The sequence below is a fragment of the Achromobacter sp. K91 genome, assembly GCF_003576205.1.
GTDB lineage: Bacteria > Pseudomonadota > Gammaproteobacteria > Burkholderiales > Burkholderiaceae_B > Achromobacter > Achromobacter aegrifaciens.
Map to the genome: position 1 here is coordinate 15,894 of NZ_QWFB01000003.1, position 14,428 is coordinate 30,321.

Annotated in this window: 10 protein-coding genes and 1 pseudogene; 3 read left to right on the top strand and 8 right to left on the bottom strand. The window is 66.8% G+C overall.

The genetic code is table 11. The features are described 5' to 3' along the window. Nucleotides 1-56: 56 nt before the first annotated feature. The 5 genes from DXK93_RS00960 to DXK93_RS00980 all read right to left on the bottom strand — a co-directional run bounded on the left by DXK93_RS00960 (nt 57) and on the right by DXK93_RS00980 (nt 5,744). A complete protein-coding gene (locus tag DXK93_RS00960) occupies nt 57-2,435 on the bottom strand; it encodes a TonB-dependent receptor (protein WP_233564477.1) in 2,379 nt (792 codons plus the stop codon). A gap of 239 nt (nt 2,436-2,674) precedes the next feature. Further along, nucleotides 2,675-3,643, bottom strand: coding sequence for a FecR domain-containing protein (locus tag DXK93_RS00965; RefSeq protein ID WP_119449072.1), 969 nt, complete (start codon nt 3,641-3,643; stop codon nt 2,675-2,677). Next, the gene (locus DXK93_RS00970; protein WP_054456519.1) at nt 3,640-4,152 is read right to left on the bottom strand and encodes a sigma-70 family RNA polymerase sigma factor; all 513 of its coding nucleotides are present in this window, start codon (nt 4,150-4,152) and stop codon (nt 3,640-3,642) included. The genes DXK93_RS00965 and DXK93_RS00970 overlap by 4 nt, the downstream gene beginning before the upstream one ends. 52 nt (nt 4,153-4,204) lie before the next feature. Next, nucleotides 4,205-5,347, bottom strand: a complete 1,143-nt coding sequence (locus DXK93_RS00975; protein ID WP_119449073.1) for an NADH:flavin oxidoreductase — start codon at nt 5,345-5,347, stop codon at nt 4,205-4,207. A 1-nt stretch (nt 5,348) separates the two neighbouring features. Continuing rightward, entirely contained in the window at nt 5,349-5,744 is a 396-nt protein-coding gene (locus DXK93_RS00980; protein ID WP_119449074.1) for a RidA family protein, read from the bottom strand. A 139-nt stretch (nt 5,745-5,883) separates the two neighbouring features. Between DXK93_RS00980 and DXK93_RS00985 the strand changes: the two genes are divergently transcribed. Further along, nucleotides 5,884-6,792, top strand: coding sequence for a LysR substrate-binding domain-containing protein (locus DXK93_RS00985; protein ID WP_054456522.1), 909 nt, complete (start codon nt 5,884-5,886; stop codon nt 6,790-6,792). A 31-nt stretch (nt 6,793-6,823) separates the two neighbouring features. Here the strand turns inward: DXK93_RS00985 and DXK93_RS00990 are convergent. Beyond that, nucleotides 6,824-7,515: pseudogene (locus tag DXK93_RS00990) on the bottom strand (TetR/AcrR family transcriptional regulator). Between the two features lie 15 nt (nt 7,516-7,530). On the opposite strand from DXK93_RS00990, the gene DXK93_RS00995 reads away from it, so the two are divergent. Beyond that, a complete protein-coding gene (locus DXK93_RS00995; RefSeq protein WP_119449075.1) occupies nt 7,531-8,958 on the top strand; it encodes an MFS transporter in 1,428 nt (475 codons plus the stop codon). Here DXK93_RS00995 and DXK93_RS01000 read toward each other — a convergent pair. Then, nucleotides 8,936-9,865 (bottom strand): LysR family transcriptional regulator, encoded by a 930-nt coding sequence (locus DXK93_RS01000; RefSeq protein WP_054456525.1) that lies wholly within the window; start codon nt 9,863-9,865, stop codon nt 8,936-8,938. The genes DXK93_RS00995 and DXK93_RS01000 overlap by 23 nt on opposite strands. A 153-nt stretch (nt 9,866-10,018) precedes the next feature. Between DXK93_RS01000 and DXK93_RS01005 the strand changes: the two genes are divergently transcribed. After that, a complete protein-coding gene (locus tag DXK93_RS01005) occupies nt 10,019-12,601 on the top strand; it encodes a penicillin G acylase (RefSeq protein ID WP_119449076.1) in 2,583 nt (860 codons plus the stop codon). Here DXK93_RS01005 and cydC read toward each other — a convergent pair. Then, nucleotides 12,573-14,428, bottom strand: a 1,856-nt coding sequence (gene cydC, locus DXK93_RS01010; protein ID WP_119449077.1) for a thiol reductant ABC exporter subunit CydC, incomplete at its 5' end; no start/stop codon positions are given. The genes DXK93_RS01005 and cydC overlap by 29 nt on opposite strands.

A 14,428-nucleotide genomic window follows, 5' to 3' on the forward strand; every position in this document is an offset into this window, starting at 1 on the left:
GATGAAAATTCATGGTTTATTGAGATAAAACCATTTTACTTAATCGTTTCGCTCTATCAGAAGGTCCCGCGCACCGTCAGCGTCGCGTTGCGGGGCTCGCCGTAGAAGCTGCCCCAGCCCGGCGCGCCTATCGTCTGGTAGTAGGTCTTGTCGAACAGATTGTTCACGTTCAATGCCGCCGACCAGTTCTTGTTGATCTTGTAGCCGATGCGTGCATTCCAGACGGCGTACGGCGCCTGCGAGACCCGCACCGAGCGGGTTTCCGTGTAGCTGCCGGTCTGGTAGTTCACGCCGCCGCCCAAGGTCCACGCCGACCATTCGCCGGGCAGGCGGTAGTCGGACCACAGGCGCAGGATGTGCTTGGGCGTCACCGTGCGTCCAAAGTTGGTGCTCGATACCTCGGTGTCGTCCAGGAACTTCAGGGTGTTGAAGGTGTAGCCGGCAAACAGCTGCCAGCCCGGGGCCACCTCGCCGCTGATTTCGGCGTCCACGCCCTGGCTGCGTACCTTGCCGCTGGACAGATAGCAGATGTCGCCCACGGTGCAGGCGCTGACCAGGTCTTGCTGGGCGCGGTTCTTCTGGTCGACGCGGAAGAGAGCGACCGAGGCGTTGACCCGGCCATCGAGCAGCTCGCCCTTGATGCCGGCTTCGTAGTTCTTGCCCATGATGGGGTCGAGTATCTGGCCCGACGCGTCCACGGCGTTCTGCGGCTCGAAGATTTCCGCAAAGCTGACATAGCCGGACCACTGGGGATTGAAGGCGTAGATCAGGCCGCCGTACGGTGTGACGACGCCGTTTTCCTTGTAGGGGTCGGTGTACTGCTTGCCGTCGTCGCGGTACTTGCCGGTGTTCTCGTACCAGCTGACGCGGGCGCCCGCCACCAGCGTCAACGGATCGGCCAGCTTGAAGCGGCCGACGCCGTAGACGCCGGTCTGCTTCATCGTGATGACGGTCGCGGCGCCGCGGTAGGCATTCTCGCGCAACCAGTCGTCGGTGGGCTCGGGCACGTGGTGATCCGGGTCCCAGACGTTTACGGCGCGGTTCAGGCGCGCGGTCGCGAAATCGTTCTTGCTGGTCAGTTCGTTGATGCTGGCGCCCACGCTGATCGAATGCTTGCGGCCCAGCGCCTCAAACGCGCCGTCCACATCCAGGTTGAGCGCCTTGTTGTGCGTGGAGAAATCGAAGATGCCGGCGTACATCGTCGGCCCCAGCCCGGTGGCCGGATTGACCGCGCCTTCGGTGAAGGCGTATTTGGAATCGTTGGACTCCTGGGTGGAAGTCCCGGTGAGTTTCAGCGACCAGTCCTGGTTGAAGCGGTGCGCAAGCTCGGCGAACACGGTGGTCTGCTTGCCGTTCCAGCGGTTCCAGTCTTGCGAGAGCGAGGTCGAACGCTTCAGCCCGATGTCGTCGCCGTTGGTGTAGTGGGGCAGGCCGTGGAAGAACGGCGTGGATCGCAGTTCTTCGTAGCTGACGCCGCCGGTCAAGGTGGTGGCGGGGCCCAGGTCGTAGCTGAGTACGCCATACAGCACACCGGTGCGGCTGTCGGCGTTGTCGTAGAAGTAGTCCCGGTCGTTGTAGCTGGCCACGGCGCGTCCGCGCAGGGAGCCCGACGCGTTCAAGGGGCCGGTCGCATCGATGTCGGCGCGGTAGTTGTTCCAGGAGCCGCCGCTGGCTAACAACTGCACCTGGTTTTCGGCCAGCGGCCGCTTGCGCACCAGGTTGACCGCGGCGCTGGGCGAGCCGGCGCCCTGCAGCAGGCCGGTGGCGCCGCGGATGATTTCGACGCGGTCCAGGATCACGGTGCTGCTGGTGAAGCTGTTGGCCTGGGGGTAATAGAACGCGCGGTTGACGCCGTCGAACTGGTAGCTGTCGACGCGGAAGCCGCGCGAGAACACATAGTTGCCGCCCATCGGGCTCTTGTAGAGCGTCATGCCGGTGCTATTGGCCAGCACGTCGTCCAGCGTGTTGGCGTTCTGGTCGTCCATGCGCTGGCGCGTCACCACCGTGACCGACTGCGGAATCTCCTTCAGGGTCTGCTCGCCCTTGCCTATGGTCACGAACCCGCTGGTATAGCTGCCCGTGCCTTCGGTGACGGCCGGGTCGGCCATGCCGGTCACCGTGACTGGCGCGAGCGTGGTCGCGTCGCCCTGCGGAATGCGGCGCAGGTGATAACCCTCTCCGTTGGCGTTGGCCACGGCTTGCAGGCCCGTGCCTGCGAGCAGGCGCGTGAGGCCCTGTTCCGCGGTGTAGCGGCCTGTAAGCCCTTGCGTCATCACCCCGCGGGTCAGCGTCGGCGACGCGGCCACGGTGACGTTGGCGGCGACTCCGAACTGGCCCAGCGCTTCGTCCAGCGTCGTGGGGGCGATGGCGAAGGCGACCCCTTGCGCGGTCGCGGGCTGGGCCCAGGACACGGCGGGCGCGGCGAGCGGGGCCATTGCGGCCAAGGCCAGATGGACGGCAAGGCGCAAGCGCGCCGGGACTGCCCCGGGGGTCTGGGGCGCGGCAAGAGTAGAGGGTGTATGGCGTGCTGCCATGAGGGCTTCCTGGTTCGTCGATGGGTAAGGCCAGACCGCGGGCGCCTCGGGTCTGTCTCTATGTCTAACGAACCACATCCGAAAATCTTCGCCGTCGTTACAAATTTCCTGGAAGACCGCCCAGGCTGAGGCTCTGCACGTCAGGCGCGATCGACGCTGACCCAGTAGCGCGTGCGGTATCGCAGCCTCAGGTCCAGCACGCCGGCCAGGACTTCCAGCGCCCGGTCGGTGTCGTCGATGCGGAACGCCCCGGTGACTTCGAGGTCCGCCACCCTGGGGTCGCAACGCAGGATGCCGACGCGGTAGCGCCCCAGTTCCGCGAGGAACTGGTCCAGCCGCATGCGGTTCGCGACCAGCATGCCGGCGGCCCAGGCAGGCTCCGTGCCGTCGACACGGATTGCGGGAGCCAGCGTGCGTCCGTCGAATTCCGCCTGTTCGCCGGCATGCACGACCCGCCCGGCGGGATCCACGCGCACAGCCCCTTCAAAGACGGCAAGGCGCGTCGAGCCATCGCTGTCGTCCAGCTGGCGGACGGTAAAGCGCGTGCCCAGCGGCGTGAGCAGGCCGTGCCGGGTCTGCACGCTGAAGGGGCGTCCGGCGCCATCCGCGCCCGTTGAGATCAGGATTTCTCCGCTGCGCAGCGTGACGCGGCGTTGCTGCGCGTCGTAGCGCAACGCCACGGCAGTGTCGGTGTTCAGCGTCAGGAGGGTGCCGTCGGGCAGGGTCATGGTCCGCTGCTCGCCGGTGGCGGTGCGATAGACGGTGCTGCCTTCCCACCAGCCTTCGCGCGCGCCCGCCCATGCCAGCGTGCCCAGGCAGATGCCGCCCGCGGCCCATTTCATGACGCTGCGGCGCGAACGCTGCTCGCAGTAACGCAGGATGGTCTGGCTGGCGGCGCCTTCGGACACCTTGCCGGTGTTGATGGTGTGGACCTCGCGCCCGATGCCCTGCAGGCGCTGCCAAGCCAGTTCGTGGCGCGCGTCTGCCTGACGCCAAGCCGCACAGGCGGCTTGCGTGGCCGCATCGGGCGCGTCCCCGGTCCGCATCATCCAGAGCGCCGCCTGCTTGATGATGTCGGGATGCAGCCGTTCGGCTTGGGCGGCGTTCATGCGTACAGCACCGCGTAGCAATGCTCCCAGGCCTTGACGATGTCGCGCTGCACGGCCGCCACCGAAATGTCGAGCTGCTGGGCGATGTCGCGGTAGGGCAGGCCTTCCACCTGCGCCAGCACGAAGACCCGGCGCGCCCGCGGCGGCAACTGCTCCAGCATGCGGCATACGGCGTTCAGCGCCTCCATCACCAGCGCATGCGTTTCGGGACTGGGCTCGACGGCCTCGCTGCGCGAGGCCAGCGTTTCCAGATAGGCCTGTTCCACCGCGCGGCGGCGCGACTGGTCGATAAGGAGGCGCTTGGCGACGGTGGTGAGGAAACCGCGCGGCTCGGCGAACGCCGCGCGCGACTCGCTGCGCATGACGCGTTCGAAGGTGTCGTGCGCCAGGTCCGCGGCGTTTTCGGTGTTGCCGCTGAGCCGGCGGCGCAGCATCTGCACGAGCCAGCCGTGATGCTCTCGATACAGGCTGACGAAATCGTCGGAGGAGGCAAAGTCGGCGCTAGGCAAGGGGGCTTCCGTTCAAACGCTAATGGGAATGATTGCTAATTGTATAGGATCATCATTCCGGGCGTGCCTCGCGATGCCGCGCCGCATTGGCCAGATCCGCAATCGGCGCCAGCAACCCCCGATCAAAACTCTCCATCGCCGCGCCCGCGCGCAATCTTGCGGGCCAATCGGCATGCGTCAGCGCGCCGCGCCCGAGCGAAACGAAGTCCGCTTCCTGCCGCGCCATCATCCCGTTGGCCGCCATCGGGTCATGCAGCGATCCGTTGGCCAGCACCGGGACCGCGACGTGCCGCCGCGCCAATGCCGCGAGGCTTGGGCCCTGATCTCCAAAAGCCGGACGCCAGGCCTCGAACTCGGTCGTGTGCAGGTAGTCGATGGGCTGGGCGCCCAGCGTGCGGTAGATCTGCGCCGCATCCGCCTCGCCGCCTTCCCACTTGTGGGTGAAGTCATTGACCTTGCCCTGGGAGCTGCGCACGCCCACGACATAGCGCTGCCCCGTAGCCTGGCGTACGGCCTGGATGACTTCCAGCGTCAAGCGCAGCCGGTTGTCCAGGTTGCCGCCATAGCGGTCTGTGCGCAGATTGGTGTGGGTGGTGAGGAACTGGTCCAGCAGGTAGCCGTTGGCGCCGTGTATCTCGACGCCGTCGAAGCCGGCCTCCTGCGCCCGGCGCGCGGCCTGGGCAAAGCCGTCGATGGCCTCCGCGATGTCCTCGTCCGACATGGCTTCAGGCGTCCGGTACGGCCCATCGCCCCGATAGAACGCCATCTGCTGTCCCTTGGGCTGTACGGCCGAGGGACCCTTCGTCGTGCCGCGGTATGGGTTGCCCTGCGACAGCGCACCCGCATGCATGAGCTGCGCGACGATGCGGCCGCCGTGCGCATGTACACGGTCGACCACGGCGCGCCAGGCGTCGCGCTGGGCGTCGTCGGTCAGGCCGGGCTGGAACAGGTAGCCCTGCGCATGCGCCCGGTCGGTATAGATGCCCTCGGTGATCACCAGGCCGAAGCCGCCGGCCGCGAAGGCTGCGTAGTAATCGGCCATCTGCGGCGTGGCGCGGCCATCTTCCGTGGCGCTGACGCGGGTCATGGGGGCGACGGCGAGACGATTGGCCAGGGTCAGGCCCCTTTCCAGCTGCAGCGGCGTGAACAGTCCGGCCTGCGCCGCGTCGTTCGTACGATAGTCGAGCGCGCCCATGTCAACGGCCCTCCTGCGGACGGACGGCGGCTATGGCCTCGATCTCGATCATGGCGGCCGGGTCGTAGAGCGCCTTGATCTCGGCGATCGTGTCGGCGGGGTAGGGAGCCGAGAAGTGGCGGCGGCGCAGCGTGACCACATCCCGGAAGTGCCCCATGTCGGTGACGAAGATGGTCACCTTGATGACGTCCTTCAGGCTGGAGCCGCCGGCTTCGAGCGCGCGGCGCAAGTTCAGGAAGGCTTGTTCGCCCTGGGCCAGAAAGCCGCCCTCGACGATCTTGCCGTCATCGCCGGCGCCAGCCTGGCCGGAGATGAACAGCAGATTGCCGAACTGGATGCCTTGCGACAGCAGGAAGGGTTCGTAGTTGTCGGGCTGGGTGATGACGCGCTGTAGCATGATGCGATTTCCTTCATTTATGGTTGATCTGTGAATCAGCGCGAGAATCGCTGGTCCATGCCGTAAATGTAGGAATCTGCCGGGACGCTGACAAAGGTTCATTTATCAGCTATAAGATGAGAAAATCTCATCTATTACCATGCAACGCCGATCTCTTCCGCTCTCTGGACTGCGCGTATTCGAGGCCGCCGCGCGCCTGGGCAGTTTCAAGGCCGCCGCCGAGGAACTGGCCGTCACGCCGACCGCCGTCAGCCATCAGATCCGCGCGTTGGAAGCGCAGACCGGGCTGGCGCTGTTCGATCGCCACGTGCGCAGGGTGTCGCTGACCGAGGCGGGCGCACAGCTCTATCCTGTGCTGCGGGATGGTTTCGATGCCTTCGAGGCGGCGCTGGCGCGTTTGACGCAGCAGCGCACGCGGATGCAGGTGACCATCTCCGCGACCAACGCGTTCACGGTGAAATGGCTGGTGCCGCGCATGGCGGATTTCCGCAGCAAGCATCCGGGCATCGATCTACAGTTGCAAGCCAGCGACGACGTGGTCGACCTGCGATCGGCCGCGGTGGATATCGCAATCCGCTATGGCCGCGGGCCGTATCCGGGCCTCGTCGCGCAGCCGCTGTTCACGGACCGCTTCGCGCCCGTGGCGAATCCGCGGCTGGGCGTGGCATCGCCGGACGATCTGGCCGGCGTGCCATTGATCCGTTTCAACTGGAAGTGGTCCCATCCGGACAATCCGACCTGGGAGCGCTGGTTCGCGGTCGCGCAGCGTTCCTTGCCGCGGCAGGCGGGCCAGTTGCGCTTTTCCGATGAAGGCCACGCCATACAGGCCGCCGTCGCCGGCCATGGCGTGGCGCTGGTCAGCCTGGCGTTGATCGCCGAAGAATTGGAAGCGGGCCATCTGGTGCAGCCCTTCGGCCCGGAGATCGCCGGGCATACCTACCATCTGGCCATGCCCGCCGACCGGCCGCCCTCGGCGCCTGTCCAGGCGGTTGCGCATTGGTTGAGCATGCAGGCGGCGGCGCAAGAACCGGGCCGCAAGAAAGCGTAGGCGGCCTGGCCGGAACCCGGGTTCGCCGTTGTCAGCGAGCCGCTTTTGCAAGCACTTCCATGGCAGCCGCCTTGGCGCGGCCGAACTCCGCATGGTCGTCCATCGACGCGGCGACGTTGGCATATGCCTGGTAGGCCAGCAGCTCCATGACCAGTTTCGCCTCGTCGGCGTCGGCTGCGATTTGCCCCTGCGCCCGGGCCTCGCGGATCAATCCGTAAAGACGCGTGCGTCCTGCTTCGCGGTATTGCTGGATGGCGTCGCGCAAGGGGCCGGGACGCGCACGATATTCGCTGCTTACTGCGGTGATGACGCAGCCGCCCGGAAGCTGGCGGGTTTCCACGAAATCGAACCAGCCGTTCATCAGGGCGCGCAGCCGCGTCAGCGGCGTGCGCTTGCGCATGGCTGGCTCGACAACCTGGGTCTGGTACAGGCCTATCGCATGGGCCAAGGCCGCCAGTTGCAGGTTTTCCTTGTCGCCGAACAGAACCTGAAGATTGCTTTTTCCCACTTCAGCCAAGTCGGCCACCTGGCCGAAGGTCAGGCCGTCCAGTCCTTCGACGGAGAGGAGCTTTACGGCTTCGTCGAGCACGCGGGCTCGCGCGCGCTCGCCGCGCAAGCGGCGGCCATCGGGTGGGGGAGAGGGGGGCAACGGTTTCATCGGACCTTGTTTTTCTGCTTGCACGGGTTTCATTCTTTCACGATACTATAAATACGATCGTACATATATAAATGTGAAGAATGAACGCTGAATTTGCGCTGCAAGCTGAAAAGAACCGCCCCTGGCGCGCCCTCGCTGTGCTGTTGACGGGCAACTTCGTGACGATCCTGGATCTCTTCATCGTCAATGTCGCATTGCCCAGCATCCAGAGCGGCTTGTCGGCATCGGATACCGATTTGCAGCTGATCGTGGTGGCTTACGCTTTGGCTTATGGCTTGTGCCTGATCAATGGCGCGCGTTTGGGCGACCTGTTCGGGCGGCGGCGCTTGTTCCTGGCCGGCATGGGGCTGTTCACCGTGGCTTCGGCGTTATGCGGGGTGGCGGTCACGCCGTGGCAGCTCATCCTGGCGCGCGCCCTGCAGGGCGTGGGGGCGGGCGTGCTGATGCCGCAAGTGCTGGCTTCGATAAGAGTGGTGTTCGAGGGCGAGGCGCGCAGGCGCGCGTTCGGCATCATGGGCGCGGTGCAGGGCGTGGCCGCAAGCATTTCGCAGTTGCTGGGCGGCATGCTCATCACGCTGAATCCGCTGGACTTGGGGTGGCGGCTGGTGTTTCTCATCAACGTCCCGATCGGCATTGCTGCATTGCTGGCGGGGCGGCGGGCGCTTCCCGAATGGCGCGCGCCGGTTCCGACGCGGGTGGACCTGCGCGGCGCGCTTGCGGGCGCTGCCGGGCTGGCCCTGATCCTGGTGCCTGTCATGGAGGGACGAGAGCATGGATGGCCCTGGTGGTCGCTTGCGGGGCCCGTGCTGGCGTTGGGTGTGCTGGCGTATTTCGTCCGCTATGAGAAAGCGCTGGCCCGGCGCGGTGGCGTGCCTGTGCTGGATATGGGGTTGTTTGCCAACCGGCCATTCGTGGCAGGCATAGGCGCGGTGTTTTTCTTTTTTTCAGCCATCAGTTCGTTCTTCTTCGCGTTGACGCTGCTGTTGCAGTTCGGGCTGGGGTTCGCGCCGCTGGCGGCGGGCGCCGTGTTCACGCCTTCGGCGCTGGCGTTCTTTGGCGCGTCGCTTGCCGGTCCGAAACTGGCCACCCGCTATGGACGCGGGGCGCTGCTGTTCGGTGTGCTGGCCTTTACCGCGGGCTTGGCGCTGTCCGCGGTTACCGCCGCCACGCAGCCCCAGAATCTGGCGCTGTTGGTGGCGTCACTGGTGCTGAATGGCGCGGGGCAAGGGCTGGTGATCCCGCTGGCATTCAACGCCATTCTGGGGGCGGTGCAGGAGGAACAGGCCGGCATGGCTTCCGGCATGCTCAGCACCTTGCAAGTCGTCGGGACTTCCGCGGGCGTGGCGGTAGTGGGCGGCGTCATCTTCACGATGCTTGAGGCCGCGGGGAGCTTGCCCGCCAGCGACGGCGCATCGATCTACGGAGGCGCGCTGGCGGCGGCCATGCTTTACAACATTGCGGCTGCGCTGCTCAGCTTCGTCCTTTTCAGGCTGGCGACGCGCCGATAGGTGCCAAGAATCCGTTCCAACATTCCCGGGTGAACTCATACAGCGCATCCTGTGCCGTCAACGGAGTGCGCCCCGCCAGCCGGGCCAGCGCATAGTGCCCCTGGCGCTGCGGGTCGGACGGGATCGGCACTTCGACCAGCAGCCCGGCTTCCTGCTGCTGCCGCGTGACGCAGATCACGCCCAGCAGCAAGGCGTCCGTGCGCAGCGCCAGTTCCACCAGCGCGTCCAGATTCTCGCAGCGGTGGGTGACCATTTGTTCCGGCGCGCCGCCCGGCCCCAGGGTTTCCGCGAGCCGCAGCGAGACTTCCGGGCTGAGGGTGGTGGATGCCACGGGGTACTGGCGGACCTGTTCTATGCCGGGCCGCTTGTGGGCAAGGATGGGATGGCCCTTGCGACACACCAGGCCCGCGCGCAGCGGGGGCAGGGCGCGGGTTTCCAGGTCGGCCGCGTCATACAGCATGCGGGCGTCGCAGACCATGGCGTCGATGCGTTCGTCGCGCAGCATTTCCAGCAAGGCGGCGGTGGCGCCCAGTTCGACGCCCACGCGTACCTGGGGATGGCGCTCTGCCATGTGGGCCAGGAAGGGCGACAGCAGCAGCGATGCGGGCGCCGGGCTCAGGCCGATGGACAGCGTGCCCGATTCGCCGCTGTGCAGTGTTTTCAGTTCGCGCTGCAGCTCCGCTTCTTCGAAGCGCATGCGGCGCGCGCGTTCGGCTACGCAGGCGCCGTAGGGCGTGAGGCGCACGCGACGGGTGCCGCGGTCGAGCAGAGGCAGGCCCAGTTCGGCTTCGAGCGCCTGGATGCTGCGGCTGAGCGCCGGTTGCGACAGGTTGACCGCCTCTGCGGCGCGCGAGTAAGTCCCGTGTTCGACCACCGCCAGCAGGTGTTTGAGTTTCTGGAAATCCATGTCCAAGCCGCATAAATACTATGAAATAAATGCATTGGAATTATAGATAGGCTGTTCGTATCATGGTCCGCAGACGGCGCCCGCAGAGGCGCCGCAAACCGTGCCCGGGACTCGCACCGCGGCGCGGCTCGTCAAATACGGAGACAGATTCGAATGAAGCAGCACTTGTTGTCGGCCGCCATCCTGGCGGCCTGCGCGGCCATGGGCGCCCAAGCCCATGCCCAGGAAGTCCAGCAGCACGCTCAGAAGCATTCCGAGGCCGCGTTGCGTCCGGCCGGCGCGGCCAGCGGCCAGGTCACGATCCGGCGCGACGGCTATGGCATGCCCCATGTGTACGCCAACACCGTGTACGGCATTTTCTATGGCTACGGCTATGCGGTGGCGCAGGACCGCCTGTTCCAGATGGAAATGGCGCGGCGCAGTACCCAGGGCCGCGTGGCCGAGGTGCTGGGCCAGCCCATGGTGGCGTTCGACAAATCCATCCGCGGCAATTTCTCGCCCGAGCGCATCCAGCGCCAATTGGCCGCGCTGCCCGTATCCGAGCGGCAGATCCTGGACGGCTATGCGGCCGGCATGAACGCCTGGATCGCGCGGGTGCGGGCCGAGCCCGGCAGCCTGATGCCCAAGGAATTCAACGATCTGCGTTTCCAGCCCGCGGACTGGACGGCCTATGACGTGGCGATGGTGTTCGTGGGCACCATGGCCAATCGTTTTTCCGATGCCAACAGCGAGATCGACAACCTGGCGCTGCTGACTGCCCTGAAGGACCAGCATGGCGACGAGCGCGCCATGCAGATCTTCAACCAGCTGCGCTGGATGACCGACAGCCGCGCGCCCACCACCGTGCCCGAGGAAGAGGGCGTGTACCGGCCCGATGGCGCCAAGCCGTCCGCCAAGCTGTCCTATGCGCTGCCGCGCTACGACGGCACGCCGCCCATGCTGGAACGCGTGGCGCGCGATCCGCAGACGCGCGGCGTGCTGGATGAGACGCCCGCGGCCGCGTCGGCACGCCTGCTGGCGCAGTTCGCGGAATCGGGGCAGCCGGGCATCGCCGGTTTTCCGACCACCAGCAACATGTGGATCGTGGGCCGCGACCACGCCAAGGACGCTCGTTCCATCCTGCTGAACGGGCCGCAGTTCGGCTGGTGGAATCCCGCCTACACCTACGGCATCGGCCTGCACGGCGCGGGTTTCGACGTGGTGGGCAACACGCCGTTCGCCTATCCCAGCATCCTGTTCGGCCACAATGCGCACGTGACCTGGGGCTCGACCGCGGGCTTTGGCGACGACGTGGACATCTACGCCGAAAAGCTCGACCCGAACGACCGCACCCGCTACTTCCACGACGGCGTCTGGAAGACGATGGAAAAGCGCACCGAGCTCATCGAGGTCAAGGATGGGCAGCCGGTGGTGATGGACGTGTACCGCACGGTGCACGGCATCGTCACCAAGTTCGACGACAAGCAGCACGTGGCCTATGCCAAGGCGCGCGCCTGGGAAGGCTATGAGCTGCAATCGCTGATGGCCTGGACCCACAAGGCGCAGTCGCGCAACTGGGACCAGTGGAAGCAGCAGGCGGCGCGCCACGCGCTGACCATCAACTGGTACTACGCCGACGACAAGGGCAACATCGGCTACGCGCACACGGGCTTCTATCCCAAGCGTCGTCCGGGCCATGATCCGCGCCTGCCCGTGCCGGGCACGGGCGAGATGGACTGGGACGGCATGCTGCCGTTCTCGACCAATCCGCAGGTCTACAACCCGCGCCAGGGCTTCATCGCCAACTGGAACAACCAGCCCATGCGCGGTTATCCGTCCACCGACCTGTTCGCCATCGTGTGGGGCCAGGCCGACCGCTACGCCGAGATCGAGACCCGCCTGAAAGCCATGACGGCCAACGGCGGCAAGGTCAGCGCGCAGCAGATGTGGGACCTGATCCGCACCACCAGCTATGCCGACGTCAACCTCCGCCACTTCCTGCCGTATTTGCAGCAGGCGGTGCAGGGCTTGCCGGCGGACGATGCGCGGGCCGGGCTGGTTGCGGGGCTGGCGTCCTGGGACGGCATGGCCACCAGCGACAAGCAGGCCGGCTACTACGACAACGCGGGACCTGCCGTGATGGACGCCTGGCTGCGCGCCATGCTCAAGCGCACGCTGGCCGACGAGATGCCCGCGGACTTTTTCAAGTGGTACAGCGCCACCGGCTATCCGACACAGGCGGCGCCCGCCACGGGTTCGGTCAACCTGACGGTGGGGGTGAAGGCGCTGTTCAACGCGCTGGCCGGCCGCGATTCGGGCGTGCCGCAGAAGTACGACTTCTTCAATGGCCAGCGGCCGCGGGACGTGAGCCTGGCCGCGCTGGACGATGCGCTGGCGGCCTTGCAGAAGACCTACGGCCAGGATCCGGCAAGCTGGCGCATACCCGCGCCGCCCATGGTGTTCGCGCCCAAGAATTTCCTGGGCGTGCCGCAGGCGGATGACAAGGCGGTGCTGAGCTTTCCGGCCACGCAGAACCGCGGCACCGAGAACAACATGACGGTGTTCGATGGCAAAGGCGTGCGCGCGGTGGACGTGGTGGCGCCGGGGCAAAGCGGTTTTGTCGCCCCGGACGGCACGCCGTCGCCCCACATCCGCGACCAGTTCGACCTGTACACCAGCTTCGGCAACAAGCGGGTCTGGTTCACGGATGCGGAAGTGCGCGCCAACGCTAAGTCGGTAGAGACGTTGCGCTATTGACGGCGTAGCCGCCCTGGTGGCTGGCCAGGCGCGCATAGACCCCTTGCCGTCTGAGCAACTGGTCGTGCGTGCCGGCCTCCGCCAGCGTGCCGCGATCCAGCACCAGGATCAGGTCGGCATCGCGTATCGTCGACAGGCGGTGCGCGATGACCAGCGTGGTCCGATGGCGCATCAGCACGTCCAGCGCGCCGCGCACCTGCATTTCCGACAAGGTGTCCAGGTGCGAGGTGGCTTCGTCCAGGATCAGCACGGGCGCGTTCTTCAGGAAGGCGCGGGCAATCGAGATGCGTTGGCGCTGGCCGCCGGATAGCTGCATGCCGCGTTCGCCCACTCGCGTCGCCAGGCCTTCCGGCAGGGCGTGCACGAAGTCCGCCAGCGCAGCCTGTTCCAGCGCGCGCGCCAGGTCCTCGGGGCTGGCTTCGGGGCGGGCCAGGCGGATGTTGCCTTCCAGCGTGTCGTTGAACAGATAGGTGTCCTGCGTCACCAGCGCCACGCGTTCGCGCAGGCCGTCGAGCTGCAGTTCCCGCAGGTCCACGCCATCGAGCTTGACCTGTCCCGCGCGCGGATCCCAGAAGCGCAGCAGCAGGCTGGCCACGGTGCTCTTGCCCGCGCCCGATGCGCCCACCACCGCCACGGTGGCGCCGGCCGGCACCTTGAAGCTCAGGTCGCGCAAGGTGTCCGCGGTCTTGCCTGGATAAGCGAAGCTCACGTGGTCGAAGGCCAGCGACAGGCCGTGGGCGGAGACGGGCGCCGGCAGCGGTCCGTCGGTCACGGGTTCGGGCTCGTTGGCGACCACGTGCAGGCGGCGGGTGGCGGCGATGGTGTCCGCCAATTGCCGGCTGACCTGCGAGATCTCGGAGACTGGCAAGAAGGTCGCCAGGGCGATCAGCACCAGCAAAGGCAGCATGCCGGCCGACAGCGCGCCGCCCGATACCTGCAGCGCGCCCACGACGGCAACCGCCAGGCCACCCAAGCCCATCGCGATTTCAAAGCCCGCGGTCTGGCGCGACAGGTCGTCCAGGATGTCCAGGCGGCGCGTGCGGTAATGGTCCGCCACCCGCAGGAATTCATCGCGCCGGCGGCCGGTGGCCTGGAAGGCGGTCAGGTCGGCCAGGCCCTGGATGGTGTCGGTGGTGTGGGCGCTCATCTCGCCCAGCGCCTCGCGCGCCTTGTCGCCCAGCGCGTCGACCTTGCGGCGTCCGCGCACCGGCGACACCAGCGCATAGGCCAGGAAGGGCAGCAGCGCCAGCGCCACCGGCCAGCTGTAGACGCCCAGGAAACCCAGCACCGACAGCGGCACCAGGACCGAGACGATGGCGGGGGCGATGGTGTGCGCGTAGAAGTACTCCACCATTTCCACGTCCTGGGTGGCCAGCGCCACCAGGTCGCCGGAGCGGCGCTGCAACAGGTAAGCCGGGGCCAGGCGCTCCAGCTTGTCGTAGAGCTTGACCCGCATGTCGGCCAGCAGCTGGTACGCCATGGCGTGGGCCAGCCAGGATTCGAGCCAGTGGAACAGCGCGGCCAGCGGCGCGGCGACCAGCAGGCCGGCGATCAGGGCCGAATAGTCGCGGCCGTCGCGGATGGCGGCCACGATCAGCGCGCTGAACACGCCGACGCCGATGTAGGCCGCGACCCGCGCCACGCCCAGCAGGATGGTGGCGGTCAGCGTGCCGCGCCATGGCCGCACCACCGAAAGCAGGGTGCCGAGCGTGGCGCGCCAGCCGACCTGTACCGCGTCCGCGTCCAGCGAGCGCAGGGCTGGGCCTTGTCCGCCGGATTCCTGCCCGGAGGCGTCGCGGTCCGTCGTCTTGTCTCTTATACACATCT